Annotated in this window: 13 protein-coding genes and 2 tRNA genes; 1 reads left to right on the top strand and 14 read right to left on the bottom strand. The window is 51.7% G+C overall.

The annotated features are described in order from the left end of the window. Positions 1 to 2 precede the first annotated feature (2 nt). The 10 genes from tssB to HUN04_25345 form a co-directional block, all read right to left on the bottom strand. Positions 3 to 512, bottom strand: a complete 510-nt coding sequence (gene tssB, locus HUN04_25390) for a type VI secretion system contractile sheath small subunit (protein ID WDP92874.1) — start codon at positions 510 to 512, stop codon at positions 3 to 5. Positions 513 to 558: 46 nt separating this feature from the next. Continuing rightward, complete coding sequence (tssA, locus tag HUN04_25385; protein WDP92873.1) at positions 559 to 1,941, bottom strand: type VI secretion system protein TssA; 1,383 nt, start codon at positions 1,939 to 1,941, stop codon at positions 559 to 561. 19 nt (positions 1,942 to 1,960) lie between these two features. Beyond that, positions 1,961 to 2,689, bottom strand: a complete 729-nt coding sequence (tagF, locus tag HUN04_25380; GenBank protein ID WDP92872.1) for a type VI secretion system-associated protein TagF — start codon at positions 2,687 to 2,689, stop codon at positions 1,961 to 1,963. Further along, positions 2,677 to 6,147 carry a type VI secretion system protein ImpL gene (locus tag HUN04_25375; protein WDP92871.1) on the bottom strand — a complete coding sequence of 1,157 codons (3,471 nt, stop codon included), beginning with the start codon at positions 6,145 to 6,147 and terminating at the stop codon, positions 2,677 to 2,679. Before HUN04_25375 ends, tagF begins: the two co-directional genes overlap by 13 nt. Further along, positions 6,147 to 6,821: a DotU family type IV/VI secretion system protein gene (locus HUN04_25370; protein ID WDP92870.1), complete on the bottom strand. Its 675-nt coding sequence runs from the start codon at positions 6,819 to 6,821 to the stop codon at positions 6,147 to 6,149. Before HUN04_25370 ends, HUN04_25375 begins: the two co-directional genes overlap by 1 nt. Before the next feature lie 3 nt (positions 6,822 to 6,824). Then, the gene (gene tssK, locus HUN04_25365; GenBank protein WDP92869.1) at positions 6,825 to 8,210 is read right to left on the bottom strand and encodes a type VI secretion system baseplate subunit TssK; all 1,386 of its coding nucleotides are present in this window, start codon (positions 8,208 to 8,210) and stop codon (positions 6,825 to 6,827) included. A gap of 2 nt (positions 8,211 to 8,212) precedes the next feature. After that, on the bottom strand, positions 8,213 to 8,743 hold the full coding sequence (gene tssJ, locus HUN04_25360; protein ID WDP92868.1) for a type VI secretion system lipoprotein TssJ: 531 nt from the start codon (positions 8,741 to 8,743) through the stop codon (positions 8,213 to 8,215). Between the two features lie 12 nt (positions 8,744 to 8,755). Beyond that, positions 8,756 to 9,493, bottom strand: coding sequence for a hypothetical protein (locus tag HUN04_25355; protein WDP92867.1), 738 nt, complete (start codon positions 9,491 to 9,493; stop codon positions 8,756 to 8,758). A gap of 19 nt (positions 9,494 to 9,512) precedes the next feature. After that, positions 9,513 to 11,534, bottom strand: a complete 2,022-nt coding sequence (locus HUN04_25350; GenBank protein WDP92866.1) for a hypothetical protein — start codon at positions 11,532 to 11,534, stop codon at positions 9,513 to 9,515. Between the two features lie 467 nt (positions 11,535 to 12,001). Next, positions 12,002 to 13,108: a 4Fe-4S binding protein gene (locus HUN04_25345; GenBank protein WDP92865.1), complete on the bottom strand. Its 1,107-nt coding sequence runs from the start codon at positions 13,106 to 13,108 to the stop codon at positions 12,002 to 12,004. Positions 13,109 to 13,356: 248 nt separating this feature from the next. Between HUN04_25345 and HUN04_25340 the strand changes: the two genes are divergently transcribed. Next, positions 13,357 to 13,432: transfer RNA gene (locus tag HUN04_25340), tRNA-Asn, on the top strand. A 76-nt stretch (positions 13,433 to 13,508) separates the two neighbouring features. Here the strand turns inward: HUN04_25340 and HUN04_25335 are convergent. From HUN04_25335 to HUN04_25320, 4 genes are all read right to left on the bottom strand, one after another. Next, positions 13,509 to 13,946 carry a DMT family transporter gene (locus HUN04_25335; protein ID WDP92864.1) on the bottom strand — a complete coding sequence of 146 codons (438 nt, stop codon included), beginning with the start codon at positions 13,944 to 13,946 and terminating at the stop codon, positions 13,509 to 13,511. A gap of 177 nt (positions 13,947 to 14,123) precedes the next feature. Continuing rightward, entirely contained in the window at positions 14,124 to 15,353 is a 1,230-nt protein-coding gene (locus HUN04_25330) for an MFS transporter (GenBank protein WDP92863.1), read from the bottom strand. A 204-nt stretch (positions 15,354 to 15,557) separates the two neighbouring features. Continuing rightward, positions 15,558 to 15,634: transfer RNA gene (locus HUN04_25325), tRNA-Pro, on the bottom strand. 260 nt (positions 15,635 to 15,894) lie between these two features. After that, the gene (locus HUN04_25320; protein WDP92862.1) at positions 15,895 to 16,482 is read right to left on the bottom strand and encodes a PEP-CTERM sorting domain-containing protein; all 588 of its coding nucleotides are present in this window, start codon (positions 16,480 to 16,482) and stop codon (positions 15,895 to 15,897) included. Positions 16,483 to 16,527 lie beyond the last annotated feature (45 nt).

Genomic DNA, 16,527 nt, shown 5'->3' with positions numbered 1-16,527 from the left:
GGTTACTCGTCTTTTTTCACTCCGGCTTCCCGGCCCAGTTTCTCAAGTGCATCCGTACTGGAAATAACATCCTGAAGCAATTCGTCCAGTTTGTCGTTTCCATCCAGTTTATTGAGCAGTCCTGTCAGCTTTTCCCTGGCTTCCACCAGTTTCCGTATGGGATCAATCTGCCGTGCGACCTTTTCCGGGTGGAAATCATCAAGGGATTTGAATTTAATCTCCACGGCCATGGACGAATCGTCTTCTGTCAGTTTGTTGTCCACCCGATAGGCCAGTCTCGGCGCCATTCCCTCAAGGACATTGTTGAAATTGTCCCTGTCAATCTCAATTAATTTTCTTTCCTTGAGTTTGGGAAGGGGCTCTTCGGGTTTACCGGACAGGTCCGCCAATACGCCTACGGTAAAAGGGATTTCTTTCATTTCAATGGCATCACCCACTTCAACGTCATAGGTGATCTGGACTCTCGGGGATCTCACCCGGTCCAAGGTGTGCTGTAAACTTTCCTTGGCCATCACAATCTCCTTTTGGTTTGGTTTATAGGTTTTTGTTTTTCATTGGTTATTCCATATCTCGGTTTGAATACTCCATGGCCTTGGTCACATCCAGGGTACACAACCGGGTTAATATCTCATGGGCCCGGTAGCGGTCGTCATCGGAACTGCCTTCGGCCGTGAGGCACTGGTAGAGTGTCCCCAGCGCCTCTGCAATCCAGATGGGGGATTCCCACCGCTCCAATTGCAGATCCTCAATCAGGGTATTCAATTCTTCGACAATGGGCCTGGCCAGATCCGGCCGGTTGGCTCGCAGGCAGAGCCGGGCCATGAGCAGGCGGAAATTGGTTTTATCACGGACCGACTGGGCGCTGCAGGATGCCCCAAGTAACTGCTCCAGGGCAGGTTTTATTCCTTTTGTACCCAGTTTCTTCAAGGCATCCTGCCAAAGGGCCTCCTCCAGCCCGGCACTGCCCAGCAGCCGGTTGACATGATAGGTGGCCACCTGGGCCGGGGGAACACGCCCCCCCTGCCCTTGGGCAGGCGGCGTGACGCCCTGGCGGATTTCCGGTACCTCCTGGGCCGCCCCGGAAATGTCCCCATCCGTCCCGTCCCGCGCCAAATCAGGTTCAGGTTCAGGTTTAGGGTCGGGATCAGGCTCGACCTGGCGTTTTTCCTTCACGGCCCTGGCGGCAAAATCATGACAGTCCTCCAGTGAAGATTTCAGCTCAGCCAGCCGAGGGGCATTCCTGCCGAATTTCTCATCCACAATGGCGTCAAGCGCCTGGAACAATTCCAGGCACCGGGCCGTCTGTTCAAACAGATTTTCATAAAAGGCCCTGGAAGATGCGGTCACGGCGGCGTCAAAGTCTTCCGCCGCAAGTTTGCCCTCGGCCAGCTGTTCGTCCCGGGCCTTTTTTTTGTCGTCAATCACATCGCCATATTGGTTCTGGGTATCTTTTTCATACCCAACCTGGCGGGACTCCTGCCATTTCACCCAGGAAAACCCCTGGCCAACGGCCGGGTCCGTCACCTGGATCTCCTTGATTGGGAACCAGAGCTTGTCATTGACAAACTCAAGGGGCCCCACCCTGTAGTCCAGATCCCCATCTTCAATTTCAGGATAGATGGAATCCCAAAATGCCGCCATCATCCGGTTAATGATGTCAAGGCCCAGGATCACCCCTTCAAATCCCTGGGTAACGGTGAGGGATTCCAGGAGCCAGGCCGCAATCTGCAGATCCTTTGTTTTTTTTGTCAGGGCATCAATGCACAGCGTCTTTACAGCCCCCCAGTCCGAAGTCTTTAACTCATGCTGCCAATCTCCCTGCTCCAGCACCTCATCTGCCCGCCTGGCCTCCTGGATCTCGTCATACACAGAGGTATACCGCAGGTTTTCTCCGGAGGGATTGTCCCCGGGAATCGGGATAAGAATGGCCTCTATATCCATGATTTTTTATCTCCTGATATTAATGTCTGCCGCCGGCCTCTGCCCGGAAAAGATCGATGAAATCAGCGGCCTTAAGGGGGCGGTTATAAAAAGCCGCCCTGGGGCGGTCCGTTACGCCGCCCAGAAAAACCGTGCTGGGCATTTCCGTTCGTTTAAAAAGCCCCCATCCGCCCTCCTGGCGGACAGCCCCTGTGTACCCGGTTTCCAGTTCAGTGACGGGGAGGATCATGGCCTCTTTGTCTTTTTCTTTTTTAAACCAGCCCATCAGCGTCAATGCCAGCCTTGATGATTCTTTCTCTTTTGTTTTGGGTCCGGCAAAACCAGGCCTTGAAATTGCGGTTTCAAATGCCCTGAAGGTTTCATGCCTTGCAGCCGCCACCTCTTCGAACCGCCTGAATACCGGGTCAAACCAGGTGAATATATTGTGCCACTGCCGCTCCCTGTCCTTCATCCGGAAGGTTGACATGACCAGCAGCGGATACGGCCGGCCCATGCTGTCGCTGCTGTCCCTGACAATCCCCAGGACAAGGTCTTCTTTTTTTATCCCCTTTATCCAGAACCGGAATGCACAGGTATTTGTCTTGGCTCCCAGAAATTTTTCCAGTTTAACCCCCTGCTCTATCCAGGCGGATAAGGCCCCCGCCAGGGGGGAGGCTTCCATGTTAATGCTGAAATAATCCCCAAAGGCAGGATGTTTCCCATGGGCGGTGATTGTCTGGTCCCGGCTTTTTTTGCCTATTCCCAGCATCTTGTAATCTCCATGGGGGTTTTCCCCGGGGTTGCGCTTACCAGCCCGGCAACGGGTTCATGGTTGCTGAACCGGTATCTCACCTTTATAAATTTGATGCCCATGCGTTTGAGATCATCCTGATCATCCGGAAAATTTGCAGGCACAAAACTGTGTTGACCCTTGGGAAAATCCTTAAGAAACTTTGGAAATGACAACCGGCCGGTGTATCTTTTATTCAGTTCAAGGCTGCCCACATGAATGGAAAAACTGACTTCGCATTCGGAATCAGGCGCCCAGGAGAACACTTTTCTGACCGGATAGTTCAGATTTTCAAGCAGGGTGGTTTTATCGGCACAGATCAACTCCAGGCGGGTGGCATGGGGCTGCACCCGGGCCGTGTCGTTTGCACTTGTGGGAAGCCCGCTGATTTTAACCGAATAATTTGATTTAGCAGGCTTTGAGACGCTGACGCCCCGGGTAAGGAATTTGAAGAAATAAGGCCTCAGGGCCATGGTTTTACCGTCCAGTTTCTTCGGATAAAATCCCTTTTTCAGCCCCCGTTTGATAAAGGGGTGGCACGGCCCTTTTATAAACCGGGTAACAAAGCCCTCAGGGCCCAGGAGCATGGTATTTATATTGGCATCGTCGGATACATCGCGCATTTCCACGAGTACATTATTTTCCCATTTTTTCTGAAGTTCGCAGGCCGCCTCCTTCATGGCAAATTCATGGTAAAAATTTAAGGGGCCTTCAACAAGTTCCCAGACCGCTGAGGATGCATCTCCCTTGGCAGGCACCATCCGTTTCAATTTCTTAAATTCCCGCCTTGCCTTAAAAAACGCCGTGTCACTGGTGGCCGGATCTTCAGTATACAATTGGGTGGCCAGTTCAAATGCGGCACGCTGGGATGCGGTGGACGCAATCAGCATGGCCATGGAATCCTGATACGCCATAAATGATTTGGCGGCCTTGAGCATGGCCTCGGCATCCATGCGGCTGCTGCTATCCAGCCCGGGGGCCAGTTTGGATTTGATTTTTTTGGCGGCCTGCCCCAGCATGCCGGTTGAGCCGGCCTTCTGGGCCCGCAGCACCCCGGCCTGGTTGTGCAGCTGGTTGATATCCGCCACCAGCACCGCCCACCCGGGCAGGTTACCCCCCTCTGCAAAGGGCGCCACCTGGCCGGGGATCAGGTGAAGCAGGGAAAAATAGGGGCCTGACTTGTTGCCGGCATGGGTTGACACGGCCTGCCAGTCTTCCCTGCTGTTCATCATTTCCAGCCCGGTGCCGAATTGTGAAACAAAACTGATCCAGGATTCAAGATAGGCCGCCCGGTACCATATGTAAAACTCCCGTTTCAGCCCGGCCATGACCAACGGATCGGTGAGGGCGTTTTCAATTTCGGCAATAAATTGGTCAATGGATGTTTTGCCATCAAGGGTAAATGCCGGGGCGACCTTGGGGCTGCTTTCCTCCTCCGGTATGTTGCCCCAGAAATGGCCCAGGCTGTAGCCTGAAAGGTCCGGATCCGAATTGGCCCGGTCAACCACCCATTTCAAGGTGGCGCCCTTCATGGAAATAAGCCGGGCCAGCCATTTTTGCAGCCCGTTCATCCGCTGGTTCATGGCCAGGGTATCCTGTTGCCAGAGCAGGTAATGCAGATACAGGTCATTCATTTTAATCCTGACCTCCTCTGCGATGTCCTGGCGTGCCCCAATGGCGACGGTATTGAAACGGGGCTGTTTCATCTGCCGCAGTTCTTCAATGGGGCGCTGGACAAGTTTGGCCTTGATCACAGTGATCCTTTTGACAAGGTGCTCTATATACGGGATGGACTGCGCCACCGGCGTTACCGCTGAAAATCCCGCCATTTGGTCCGCCATTTGCTTATCCAGCGGATCGAGAAAGCGTTTTTCCATGAGTGTGCAGTATTTCTTTTTGAGTTTCTCCTCAACATGGATACTCTCATGCAGCCCCAAGCGGGGAATCCACCAATTCCCGTTGCTGGTTTCAATTTTTTTAATGGCAGCCCTGAATTGTTCAAGGGTTGAGACATCGGAAATCAGTTCCCCTTGAAGGATCTGTGGGCCTGAGAACTTTGCCGAAGCTGTTTTGATTGTGTGCAGATTCTTCACAAAGGAAAAGCTCAAAATGCCGCAGACGGCCAGGATAATGGTGGTCCAGGCGGCAAAACCAAGATTCCGTGTCAACCTTGCCCAGGCCGCTCCGCGCATGGTTTTTGTAAACATCCCCCTGTCCGAGGGCAGCAGGCGGGTGAAAAAATCATGCAGGAACAGCCCCCGGCTGGTGCCGGGCAGGACCTGTGCTTCCCCGATCAGTCCCATATCCTTTAAAAAATGGGAAAAGGGGGTGCCTTCCTGGCGGCCGGAACTGAAAAATATACCTCTGAAAAAGGGCGTTTCCTGATAAGGGTTTTCCTGGAACAGGGAATTGACAAATAATTCCAGGCCCGGCTTTATTTTTTCCAATTCATCGGGAAAGAGCATGAGTTCCGGGGAGGTTTCCCTGGCTTTCTGGAGTATGAGCAGACGGATATCCCGGATCCGTTCACCTACGGTTTTAAAACACTCCCCTAAAAGGGTGCCGGCGTTTTTTTCCAGCCCCGGGTTGACCATTCCCATGGCCTGCCCCAGGGCATCCTCGTCCAGCCCCTTGCAAAACTGGGTCATGCCCTGGATGAGGTCGCACTTGGTGACCATGACGTAAATGGGAAACTTGGCGTCTAAAACGCGCATCAGTTCATCCACCCGCGACCGGATATCCCGGCCGTATTCTTCCTGGTCCTGTGCCGGGGCATTGTTTAAAAAGTCGGCGGAAACCGTGACAATAAGACCGTTAAGGGGTTCTTTCTTCCGGTATTTTGCAAGCAGGCCCAGAAATTTCTGCCATTCGTCCCTGTCCTTGTCCTGGTCCACTGGTACAGCGTAGCGGCCGGCGGTATCGATGAGAATGGCCTGTTCGAAAAACCACCAGTCACAATTCCGCGTGCCGGATATTCCGGATACGCTTTTGACCTCCGAAAAGGAGGAGGAGAGATTGGCACTTTTAATGGCCGTTGTTTTTCCGGTGCCGCTCTTGCCGATGATCAGGTACCAGGGAAGCACGTAAAGGGGATTGCCCTGTTTTTTCAAATGGGACTTCTTCAGGGAATCCATGGCCTCCTTCCATTTGGCCTGCATTTCCCTGGAAAGCGCCTGCTCCTTTTTGCTCTTCTTTTTTAATGCGGCATTGTCCTGCTCAATGATCTGGCTGACAAATTTCTGTTCTTTTTTCCGCAGCAGCAGTTTGTAAATAAAAAAGGCGCCCAAAAGGATGCCGGCCAGGCCAATAAGGATGAATGCACATACCCACAGGGGCCATTTGGCCCAAACCACGGCGGCAAATACAGCAATGCCGACAAGGCCCAAAAGCGCGAGTACCAGAAAGATCTTGAACACAAGTGCAAACCGTTTTTTCATTATGGTATCCTGCTGATTAAAGTGTCACCGATATTGCCCAGAACAAATTTGTAGACCACGAACAACAGGCCGTAAACGCCCACGGGTATCAGGAACGCCAGGGCCGTAAGCAGTGAAAAAGGACTGGAACGATCCGTTTCCCTGGCCTCAGCCTCCAGATCATAGGCATCGGGGAAAAGGGTCATCCGGTCCAGGTCGGGAAGTTCCATTGCACTTCCGGTCAGAAGCTTTAAATTGGATATTCTCAGCTGATCCAGGAGCATATCGTCCCCCTGGTTATGGTACTGCCCGGTAAACCCCAGGGCCAGGCAGAGATAATAGACCTCCCTGACATGGTTTTGATGGGGGCCGATGGTATTCAGTTTCTGGAAAAACAATTCCCCTGCATCAGAAGTCTGGAAAAAGATGCGCTGAAGCTGTTCTCCCTGCCAGTAGCCCCGTCCCTCCCAGGCACTTTTCATTATGGTCTCATCCACCCAGGCAAAAACGGCAAAACGGGCAAGGTCAAAATCTTCCATATTCCCCCTGAAGGTTTCGAATAAGCCTTGGCTCTCCCTCACCAGGCGGTCCATGTGGGATTTTGCCTGGTCAAAGGGAATCTGTTCTGTGCCTGAATTTTTGGCAAGCATGATGGTATAGGTCATCATGTCCGTAAAACAATCTGCAAGCCTCATGCATCAGCTCCTTTTTACAATCATCAATTCTGCCGAAAGATCCTGGGGGGCGGTATCCCAGTACAAGGCCATGTTATTTCCGTTCTGCACCGGTTCCCACTGCTTGCCGTGGTGGTCAAGCATGAAATAGCTCGCCCCGGCCCTGCGCGGCAGTTCCTGGGGAACGGCCTCAAGGTGGGAGAGCCTTACCCCGGGCAGGGACTGGGCAATGAGTATGGGAAGCGATTCCCTGGCACTGAGTTTGGCAATGTGCTGCACGGCATCAATGATTGAAGGCGGGTCCTGTGCGGACTCAAGGACAAGATAAAACCGGTTTGCGCCTTCAAAAATGGCCGGTGGCAGCTCCGCCGCAAAATAGGTGCCGTCAAAATGAAGGGGAATGATGTATTCCGGGCCGGATGTAATTTCATCCAAAAGCCTTGTTATCAGCCGCTGGGCACCGGTGAAGCATTCCCACAGTTGTTTATGGTCATACTCGGGCAAAAGGCTGGTGCCGTCTTCCAGCTCGCCGCTCGCCGAAACCTCTGCAGAAAAGGAGGACAATTCCCCGATGATCTGCCGGAAAATGCCGTATACCGTCCAGGGCTGCCCCTGAACACTGCCTGTAATATGCGCCAGCAGGGGCACATACCGGTTCAGGGAGCGCAGGGTCATCATATAGACCATATCCCTTGAACCGAATTCAGCCGTATGGACGCCTTTCTTGCTTTTCACCGCCTCAAGCTGACGGGTTTTTGAAAACAGCTGGTCTTTGACTTCCTTGACAATGTCCCACAGGGTCCCGGATCCGGCAAGGGTGAGGCAGGGGGGGATAAATCCCCTGTCAATGGTGATGTCCTCAAGGTTGCGAACCAGCCGTGCAATGGGAATGATGTGATAGTCCCCCTGGTTGGCGATTTCAGTTTCCCAGAACACTTTGACAAGAAACATCATCTGCCTGACCTCTGCGGCCGGCCCGTCGCCGTGAAGATCCACATATTCCGTGGGGGTGCCCGAAGAGGCAAACCGGCTGGATACATGGGAGAGGTCTGTCAGGTCGTCTGCCACAGACACGTTCCCCCCCTTGATATCCCACTTTTTCAGGCCCAGGTATACCATGAAGGGTTTGCCCCTGTCCTCCCAGGCGGTTTCAAATGAGCGGCCCTGGACAATCCCATTCTCCCCTATGGTGACATGGGAATTGTCGGGAAAGATAAATTCCCCGGACTTGATGTCGAATACATAATTGGCAAGAACGCCTTCATCAATGTCAACACTGCCGACGCCCCATAGAAAGGGCGCCATGAACCTGTGCCAGGGTTCCATCAAAGACTGGATATACACATCGTTCAGCTGGAAATGATGGGGCTGGAGAAATAATCCTTGATGCCAGAAAAGCGGTTTTGCCATGCCTATTGCCCCTCGATTTTTTCAATCTGTTCAGGCCCCAGAAAAAGGGTGATGTTAAGGGGGCCGGGCTTTTGTTTCCTCTCTTTGGCAATAAAGCCTTTTTCCTCGATCACCACCGGAATCTCAACAAGCCGCGTAATGCGCTCTTTTACAATGCCGTAATACCCTGCCACCACCGCCAGGTATTTTGCATTTTCAGCCCGGTCCATCAGCAGGGCGGTGTCATCACCGGGGTTGACGATAACCCGTTTCGACGATGCCACGCTCCCGTCAAAGAGACGGCATTCCAGCAGCTTGTACAACCCGCTCTGGTCCCCTGACAACTGGTTGAACCCGTTGGGGTCCTTCAGTTGATAGACGCATACATACAGGGTGTGGGCCTTGCCGCTGTCCAGATTCAGCATGGGGTCCGCCTTTACCTGTACTTTTATGGCATCTTTTTCATAGGCCCACTGGGGCGGGGGAAGTTCTTTTTTCGCACAGGAAAACAGCGCCAGGGCAAAAGCCAGTGAAAGCAAGGTGAGTTTTTTCAATTTTACCTCCTCTTAAATTGATATTTTGCGGCAGTTTTTTTCAAACTCCCTTAAAAAAGATTCCATAAAGCGGCCTGATTCAAACCAGTTTTCAAATTTCTCATACTTGGTCTCATAGACCTCATAGTACCGGGATTTACGCATGGGGCTCAGCTTGGAGACATCTGTTTCCTTTTCGATTTTTGCAGGGGCCAGCTCTTCCAGGATCTGCTTGACCTTGGCATGGGCGGCTTTTTTGCTGGCTTCCTGGGATTCAAAGAATGCTTTTCCGATCTGCCCTATGTAAGTTTCAAGGGGCCGGGCCCGCTCGCTGCCTTCAAGGTGGTAACCGATGACCTGGCGGATGGTCTGGTCGGCATCCTGCTTTCCCACAAGGGTGGTGTTGATGACGCCTATCAATTGGTTCAAGGACTCAAAAACTGTGTTAATCGACTGTGCCAGACTCTCTAAAAGCGCCTGGGAATCGAATCCGGCCTCTGCAATATCCTTTCCCAAAAGCAGCTTGATCACCCTGGCCAGCACATGGTCATCAATGGGAATGGCCGCTGCCGTGTCCACGGCCTGGTTCCGGGCCGGGCTTTCAAATCCCTGGATCAGACGGTCCAGGGTTTCCAGGCGGTCTTCCGGGGCAAGGGCTGCCAGCCTATCCCCAAGCAGCGCCTCAATATGCATCCGGCTGCCCTCTCCATGGGCCTGGTAGGTTTTTGTAATTTCAGATTCCAGACCGGCGTATTCTATTGTCTGCTCCATAGGTTCAACCTTTTTGATGTTATTCTTTGGGCGGAATGATCATGGTTTTTTCCAAATCATCTTCCTCCTGGAAAAACTCCGGTTCTTCTGAAGGCGGGGAATCCGGTGTGAGAACCATTGTTTTCTCCATCTCGTCAAACCCATCTTCCCCCCCTGCCGGCTCCTTCTGCGGCGCCCCATCAATGACCATGGTTTTTTCCATGTCGTCAAAATCGCTTGATCGGGAACTCTCCCTTTCGGGGGGAGCTGTGGCCTGTCCCTGTTCAGGGTCCGTTAGGGGCAGCCGGTCCTCACCGGGTATGGTTGTGGCGTCTGCGGAAGAAAGAATAATGGTCTCCAGGGAATCCTCCTCTTCCATGTCCGCAGATAAATCCGGTGCTGCGTCCCGGGGCCGGGTTTCTGCCTGCCAATCCAATTTTACCTGCTTCAGGATATTGGCGATTGCCCTGCGGTCCTCCGTGACAGCCTCAGGCATGGTCGTCTCTTTGGCCCGGGGTTGGGGGATTTCTTCCCTGGGGATATCCCCTTCAGCCGGTGTTGAGGCATCTTTTTGTGCAAAAAGTTCAGCCTGAACCTCTTTTTTAATATGGGCGATATCCTCCGATAACCGCTGCAGTACATCGCCCAAACCGATCCCCTCGGGTCTGCCGAAAAGCCCTGCGCCGGTTAAAAGCGTTTTAAGCCAGGCACCGTGGTATGCATCAGGCACCTGGAACCGGTCAGGCGTATCAAAAATATGCCGGGCGTCGAACTCCGGGACAATTTCTATCAGCCTGTTATAATCCTTGAAAATCTCCTGGGGCCATTGGAGATCCCGCAGTCTGTCGAGGGCCTGGAAAACCATCTTGGTGGTTTGGATGTTGTTGGACAAAAAAACGTAGAACCAGAGCCGGGTAATAAAGTTAAGGTTGCGGCTCCCCCCCAGGGACACCGCCCGGGGCGTCTGTGATGAATTGGAAATAAAATCAATGATCTTTAAATCAAAATCCCAGAAAAATGGAAGCGACCCTCCTGGCCGAAGGGTAATCCAGATGCTTTGGATGGACAATTCTATCCGTGATTTAACCTCCCCCATGGGCGGCCTGGCAAGCAGGTGGACCACCTTTTCCATGAACCTGAGTTTCAGGAAGAGGACTTCAAGGAAAAAGCGCGGTTCCCCTTTGAAAAAATAGCCGTCCTCTTTGCGGTTCCAGAAGGCCTGAATGGCGCCTCCCCTGCCGTCCCCGCCATGGGGAGCATCATCCCCCCCGCCTGCCAGCAGGGCAAGGAAATCATCGGCCCGGATGGCTGCCGCTTCAAAAAAAAGCATATAAAAAGGATAAAATGATAAAAAGCCGATCCGCGATCCTGCTTTTTCGCCGGTGAGATAGCATTCCGGGTGGTCAGGGCAATCAAGGCAGGGAAAGTCCTTCGCAGACCTGAGCTTTGCGAAATCCTTGATCAGGCCAAACCGGTCCCTGACAAATGGCGGGTCGCCGGCGGAACGGGCGTATTGGTAGAAGACAGGCGGTTTCCCCGCATCATGGCAGTGGACACAATAAAGATAGCGGTTCAGCGATGTAAAGTAAGGTAAAAGACCGGCATTTTTCAATGTATTGTCGTCTGTGCAAAGAGCCAAAGGAGCGCCGCATTCAGGGCATGGCGGCTGGAAAAAACAATGTGCTTTTTTACAGAAAAAAAGAGGCTTGAACATGGGCGGAAGATCCGGGCGCAGGGGATCCGGAATAAAGAAGGCATGGTCTGCAGATGAATACAGGTCGAAGGTCTCCTGCCAGGCCAGGTCCAGTTCGCCGTTTGTCATTGGATGAAGGGGATCCCCGGTGACATGGTAGTGATCTTTTTGAACAAGCATCAGCAGCGGCCTGAACGGGGCGCAGCCGTTTACTTTGAGCCCGGCCTTGACCAGAAATGAAAAATCCTGTCCCTTTTCCTGAATGTGGAAAGGATGCGCATCATCTCCTTGATCAGATACAGGAAGGTCAACCAGAAAACCATTCTTTTCTGACTCGATGAACGGAAGCAATGAAATCGTTGTATCCATTTCTCCCCGCAATAAAGAGATCACTTTGGTTGAAATCAAATATGGGCATGGGGGAATCGGTGTGAGCGCGAGAAAAGAACTGTTTTGATTTGAGTGCTCCCCAGTATACGCAGCCCGAAGACCGTGGTTCAGCTTAGTATCGATCCTAAAAGAGGTTATCGTCTAACTTGGATAAAATCAACCCTTTTTATGAGCTTTACCAAGGTGTAACAAAGCAAATACCCCCCTCTTAAAGCGAAGGCAAATAAAAGAAGATAATCCGCCACCGGGGTCTTTTCTCCAAAAGATCAAGGGGTGGCGAAATCGCTTACAGGGCAAAGACACACCTAAAGCGGCAATTCCAAGGGGCAGGCATTATAGGCCTACACCACTGGAATACCTGACATCGCGATACAGCGATGCCAAAGAGAGTATTGAAAGCCATGGAAGCCGGGCAGAAACTCGGCAGCAGGTTCGTCATGGAGGGGTCAGGATCGCCCCTGTTCTTGCATTTTCTGCATCATTTCCATCATCCGTTTCATCTTTTCGGCATCCATGCCCTTGAAAGGCACCCGGGGAAACTGCCTTTCAAGCAAATACCTGCGGTAGTCGGCAACCGGGGTATCGTTCTGCCAATACCCGGTATACCGGGCGGCACTGACGCCCACAATGAATAATGCAGCCATGGCCAGCGCCACCCCTTTAGGTGAAACCGGCAGCCTGGGGGCGAGGGAAAAACCAATGACCTCATTTTTGGGACAGGCGTCAACACACTTCAGGCAGGCGGAGCATTCCATGGTATTGACCCGGGGCTTGGCAGTGATACGGATACGGCCGGGGCAGACGACTTCACATTTTCCGCAGTTGATGCATGCATCTGGATCCCGCCGGATCCGCCCGAGGCTCAACAGCCCCAGCAGGCCCAACAGGGCGCCGTAGGGGCATAAATACCTGCACCAAAAATGGGGAATGAAAACCGACAACACAGATAAAACCAGTATCACCGCCAGGGAGGGGCAGGAAATATGGGTGAAAAACGCCAGCATCTTTAGATCTGCAAACCGGTTGTAGGGGCTGTAAATAAATTGTTCAAGGGCTTTTACCGGCATGTTGACAAAGATGCCCCAGATAAAAAAGCCGGCTAGCAGGTATTTGGCCGGTCGCAGAATCAGGTCCGCCCACCGGGGAAATGCCAGCGTCTTTTTAATCAGGACCCCATTCAGCCTGGAGAGCATTTCCGACAGAAATCCCACCGGGCAGACCCAGGCGCAGAATCCTTTTTTAAAAATCAGGGCCGTGGTGCAGGCGATGAAAAAAATGACCAGTGCCGAGGGGTGAACCCGGTTAAATACCCCGGTGCACAAAAAATATTTCAGGCTGACCAGGGCGCTGATGGGCAGAAAGGCCTCGACACCGGGCGGCCTGACTACGGAAGAACTGGCACCGGCTTCAAGTTCTGCCACAAACCAATAAAACTGAATCCCCACATACAGCGTGATGAGGAAAAAAAGAAGCTGGACTGCGGCCCTTGGACGGAAAACTGACTTTATAAAATTTATCTTGGAGTTAGATCCTGTATGGGATTGCCCTTCCATTAACACCTCTGAAATCCAAATTTTTCATCCAACCGGAATATCCCACTGGCGGAATCATCCCTTGCCATTCATCATGGTTGGACGGATATAAACCAAGGACAATAACTCATGGATAAGGAAATTCAAGGGGCCTGTCCCGGCGGAGTATCAAAACATTTCAGCCCTGGCCAGCTGCTTTTTTTGTTTTTTTTTCTTGACTGGGTCCTGAATTTTAAGTATAAGCATCGGGCCTTGATTGAAGGCCATGTTCCCCAGTAGCTCAGTTGGCAGAGCGAGTGGCTGTTAACCACTAAGTCCGCGGTTCAAGTCCGTGCTGGGGAGCCAAACAAAAAACAAAAGGCTTTCACCGGTTTCGGTGAAAGCCTTTTTTAGTTTCAGCAGGCGCGTTATATGGTTCCCCTCACCGGATCAAAGCGACACCGGTGACCACCAGGGCAACACCAAGCAGCCGCTGCCAGTTAAACAATTGCACCGGAACCCCCAGCAATCCGTAATGGTCCAGGATAACGGCCATCAAAAGCTGACCGGCCACGACCAGGCTGAAGGTCAGGGTTGAGCCGAGCTTAGGCATCAGGACAATGGTGGCGCTGACATAAAACGCCCCCAAAAGACCGGCCAGCCATACTGCCCAGTGAAGGGAAAAGGCATTGCGGATGCTTTGAAACTCAACCCGGCCGGCAAGGGCATAGCAGAGAAGCCCCATGGTTCCCACGGCAAAAGAAATCAGTGCCGCGTAATACGGGTCCCCAAGAGCCCTTCCCATTTTTCCATTCAATCCGGCCTGCAAAGGCGCCATCATCCCCGCGACCAATGCCACAACCAAAAGTATCAATTCCACGATATGGTGCCCCTTTCTTTTTTTGCCTCCCCCTCAAACCAGGTAAATCATACACCATACAGACCGATGCCCAAAGCAAAAAAGGCCCTGGGCTGATTCAGCCAAGGGCCGTTGTGTTTTCGGGTGGCCGGGACACCAGGATCTGATATGGATCTGACGGCTTAATGCATTCTCTTTTCAGGATTGGCGGACCTTAAGTATCACCGGGCTTTCTTTGATGAACAGCGCCAGAACCATGTTGACAAGGGTCAGGCCAAGAAAGGAAAGCATGGCCGGCCATACCCCTGTAAAATTCATGAACAGGATGAACAGGATGCCGGAAACCTGGCCTGTAAAAAGAAGTAGTCCCTGGGAGATGGGTTCAGGGGCCGGGCGGGTAATCTCCGCACAGTATTGAAATCCCACCGGGGCCCCGGCCCCTAAAAGGAAAAACCCCATGGTGGAAGCGGCGGCCAGCAGCCAGCCATAATCCGTAAAAAAAACAAGGCCGGCTATGCCGGGTACAGTGCCGGCCATGGCCAGGCAGATGAATAGTTTGCGCCTTTTAAATTTATCTGAAAGCAGGGGCAGAATCACCGCGCCGATGATGCCGGCAACAAGCATGATGCCACCGATGATGCCGGTTTGCTCCATGGTCAGCCCCTTGGCCTGGCAGATCTGGTCAATGCAGGTGGACACGGCATTGAATACCCCAAGGCCGATAAAAAACAAGGAAAATATATAGGGCATGTCCGGTTGTTTTATAATATGGCGGATACTTTGGCCCACACTGAACTCTTTGTGGGATTCGATTTGCTCGGGCGGGGTCAGCGGTTTTTCCCTGAAAAAAACCAGGAAGATAGCCGCCCCGGCAACCGAAACCAGCCCGTAGGTCATAAGCATGCCGCCAATATCGTATTGTTCCGGGGTGCTGGTGACGATCATGAAAGGGGTGAGGACCATGACAATGATAATGCCTGCAAATTGGGCCAGGGTGGCCACCCCAACGGCAATGGCCCGCTCATCAATGGGAAACCAGTTTACGGCCACCTTGGTGGCGGCGTTGAGAATAAAAGGCTGGGCCACAGCCAGTCCGGTCTGGGCAGTGACCACCATGGCGTAATTTTCAGGAAAAAGGCCCTTCATCAGGCCGAACACACCGGTGAGAACCGCGCCGATGCTTAAACCGGCCTTTACGCCAAAACGGTCAATGGCCCAGGATGCAGGAATGCAGACCACAAGAAAAACCACCATAAAAATCAAAGAAAGAATATCAATTTCAAGGGCAGAGGCATTGTAGAATATCCGGGCTTCCCTGGCCACCGAGGCAAAGGCCAACCACTGAATCTGAATTATGGCTGTGATCAAAGAAAAAACCAGGAGAATAACCCACCGATACCCATATACATGGCATTTTGTTTCCTGCATAGTTTCCTCCAATTTCGGATGAAATAAAACTGACTGGTCAGTACAACCATACTTACAGGGAGGAACGCCCCTTGTCAACCTTAGGGCTGGGTGCAGAAAACATAAAGCGAGCTGCCCTTTGATTCCCATTTAAAACGTGTTGGATGGAGGCCGGAAAGCAAAAAAGGCTTTCGGCAGAGTGCCGAAAGCCTTTATTCTTAATGATGGTCGGGACGGCAGGATTTGAACCTGCGACCACTTGTCCCCCAGACAAGTGCGCTACCAGACTGCGCTACGCCCCGAACAAATGCAGGCGGGTTTTACCACTTTAACACCCAGGTGTCAACAAAGAATTCCAGGAAAATAAACACCCTGAAATCCCAGTTAAACGCATAGATATAAAAATACATACGTGCTATGCAGGGTGTTAATACGTTATTTGCTTTGTGCTTTTAGCCTCCCCCTTCTATTAAACTATCATGGAGTGTCTATTCAAAAAAAAAAGCAGAGTCAGATGAATGACCCTGCTTTTTTATATTATCTTATTTCTTGAATGAACTTGCTATTTTTTTCTGCTCACTCCGGCAAGTCCGAGAAGGCCTATACCAAAAAGAAGTATAGTGTTTGGTTCAGGCACTGCGGCCCTGTTAAATGTGAAGTTATCCATAACAAAATGGGTTCCGACCCCACCGTCAGAAGATGAAAAATCCGTTCCGCCATAAGAATTAAAAACAAGTTCATCTATCCCACTAAAATTAAAATCAAACCATGTGGGAGCATCAGTGTCGACCACAACAGTTTGACTGTAGAGCTCTGCACCGCTAAGAAAACCTTTTATTTCTATTGAGAGACCAGTATTCCATGCAGCAGTCAAATACGCACCTTCAAATGTAAAGAGACTGTCTGAGGCAGAAGCCACATTAGCCCATTGATTAAATGCTACAAAATCTCCAGAGACCTTTCCATTACCATATCCAGAAGCTGAGTTATTTGTATACCCAAATGCGTCCCAGTCAAATCCACCATACCCGTTGTAAATCGTACCGTTACTAGTACCGATATCATCAAATGTCAACACGTCAGCGCTTGCATTTCCGTACAATAAAAAACTGGCCATCAGAATCAATAATCCAAAACAAATTTTTTTCATAGCATCTCCTTAATTGATAATTAAGTCCACTTAGCCACCCAACGT

This window comes from Desulfobacter sp. (genome assembly GCA_028768525.1).
GTDB lineage: Bacteria > Desulfobacterota > Desulfobacteria > Desulfobacterales > Desulfobacteraceae > Desulfobacter.
This window is presented reverse-complemented; position numbering and strand designations above follow the sequence as displayed.

Bases quoted from the DNA above. Each gene is read 5' to 3' on its own strand.
- tssB (WDP92874.1), bottom strand. From the start codon at position 512: ATGGCCAAGGAAAGTTTACAGCACACCTTGGACCGGGTGAGATCCCCG.
- tssA (WDP92873.1), bottom strand. From the start codon at position 1,941: ATGGATATAGAGGCCATTCTTATCCCGATTCCCGGGGACAATCCCTCC.
- tagF (WDP92872.1), bottom strand. From the start codon at position 2,689: ATGCTGGGAATAGGCAAAAAAAGCCGGGACCAGACAATCACCGCCCAT.
- HUN04_25375 (WDP92871.1), bottom strand. From the start codon at position 6,147: ATGAAAAAACGGTTTGCACTTGTGTTCAAGATCTTTCTGGTACTCGCG.
- HUN04_25370 (WDP92870.1), bottom strand. From the start codon at position 6,821: ATGAGGCTTGCAGATTGTTTTACGGACATGATGACCTATACCATCATG.
- tssK (WDP92869.1), bottom strand. From the start codon at position 8,210: ATGGCAAAACCGCTTTTCTGGCATCAAGGATTATTTCTCCAGCCCCAT.
- HUN04_25355 (WDP92867.1), bottom strand. From the start codon at position 9,493: ATGGAGCAGACAATAGAATACGCCGGTCTGGAATCTGAAATTACAAAA.
- HUN04_25350 (WDP92866.1), bottom strand. From the start codon at position 11,534: ATGGATACAACGATTTCATTGCTTCCGTTCATCGAGTCAGAAAAGAAT.
- HUN04_25345 (WDP92865.1), bottom strand. From the start codon at position 13,108: ATGGAAGGGCAATCCCATACAGGATCTAACTCCAAGATAAATTTTATA.
- HUN04_25330 (WDP92863.1), bottom strand. From the start codon at position 15,353: ATGCAGGAAACAAAATGCCATGTATATGGGTATCGGTGGGTTATTCTC.
- HUN04_25320 (WDP92862.1), bottom strand. From the start codon at position 16,482: ATGAAAAAAATTTGTTTTGGATTATTGATTCTGATGGCCAGTTTTTTA.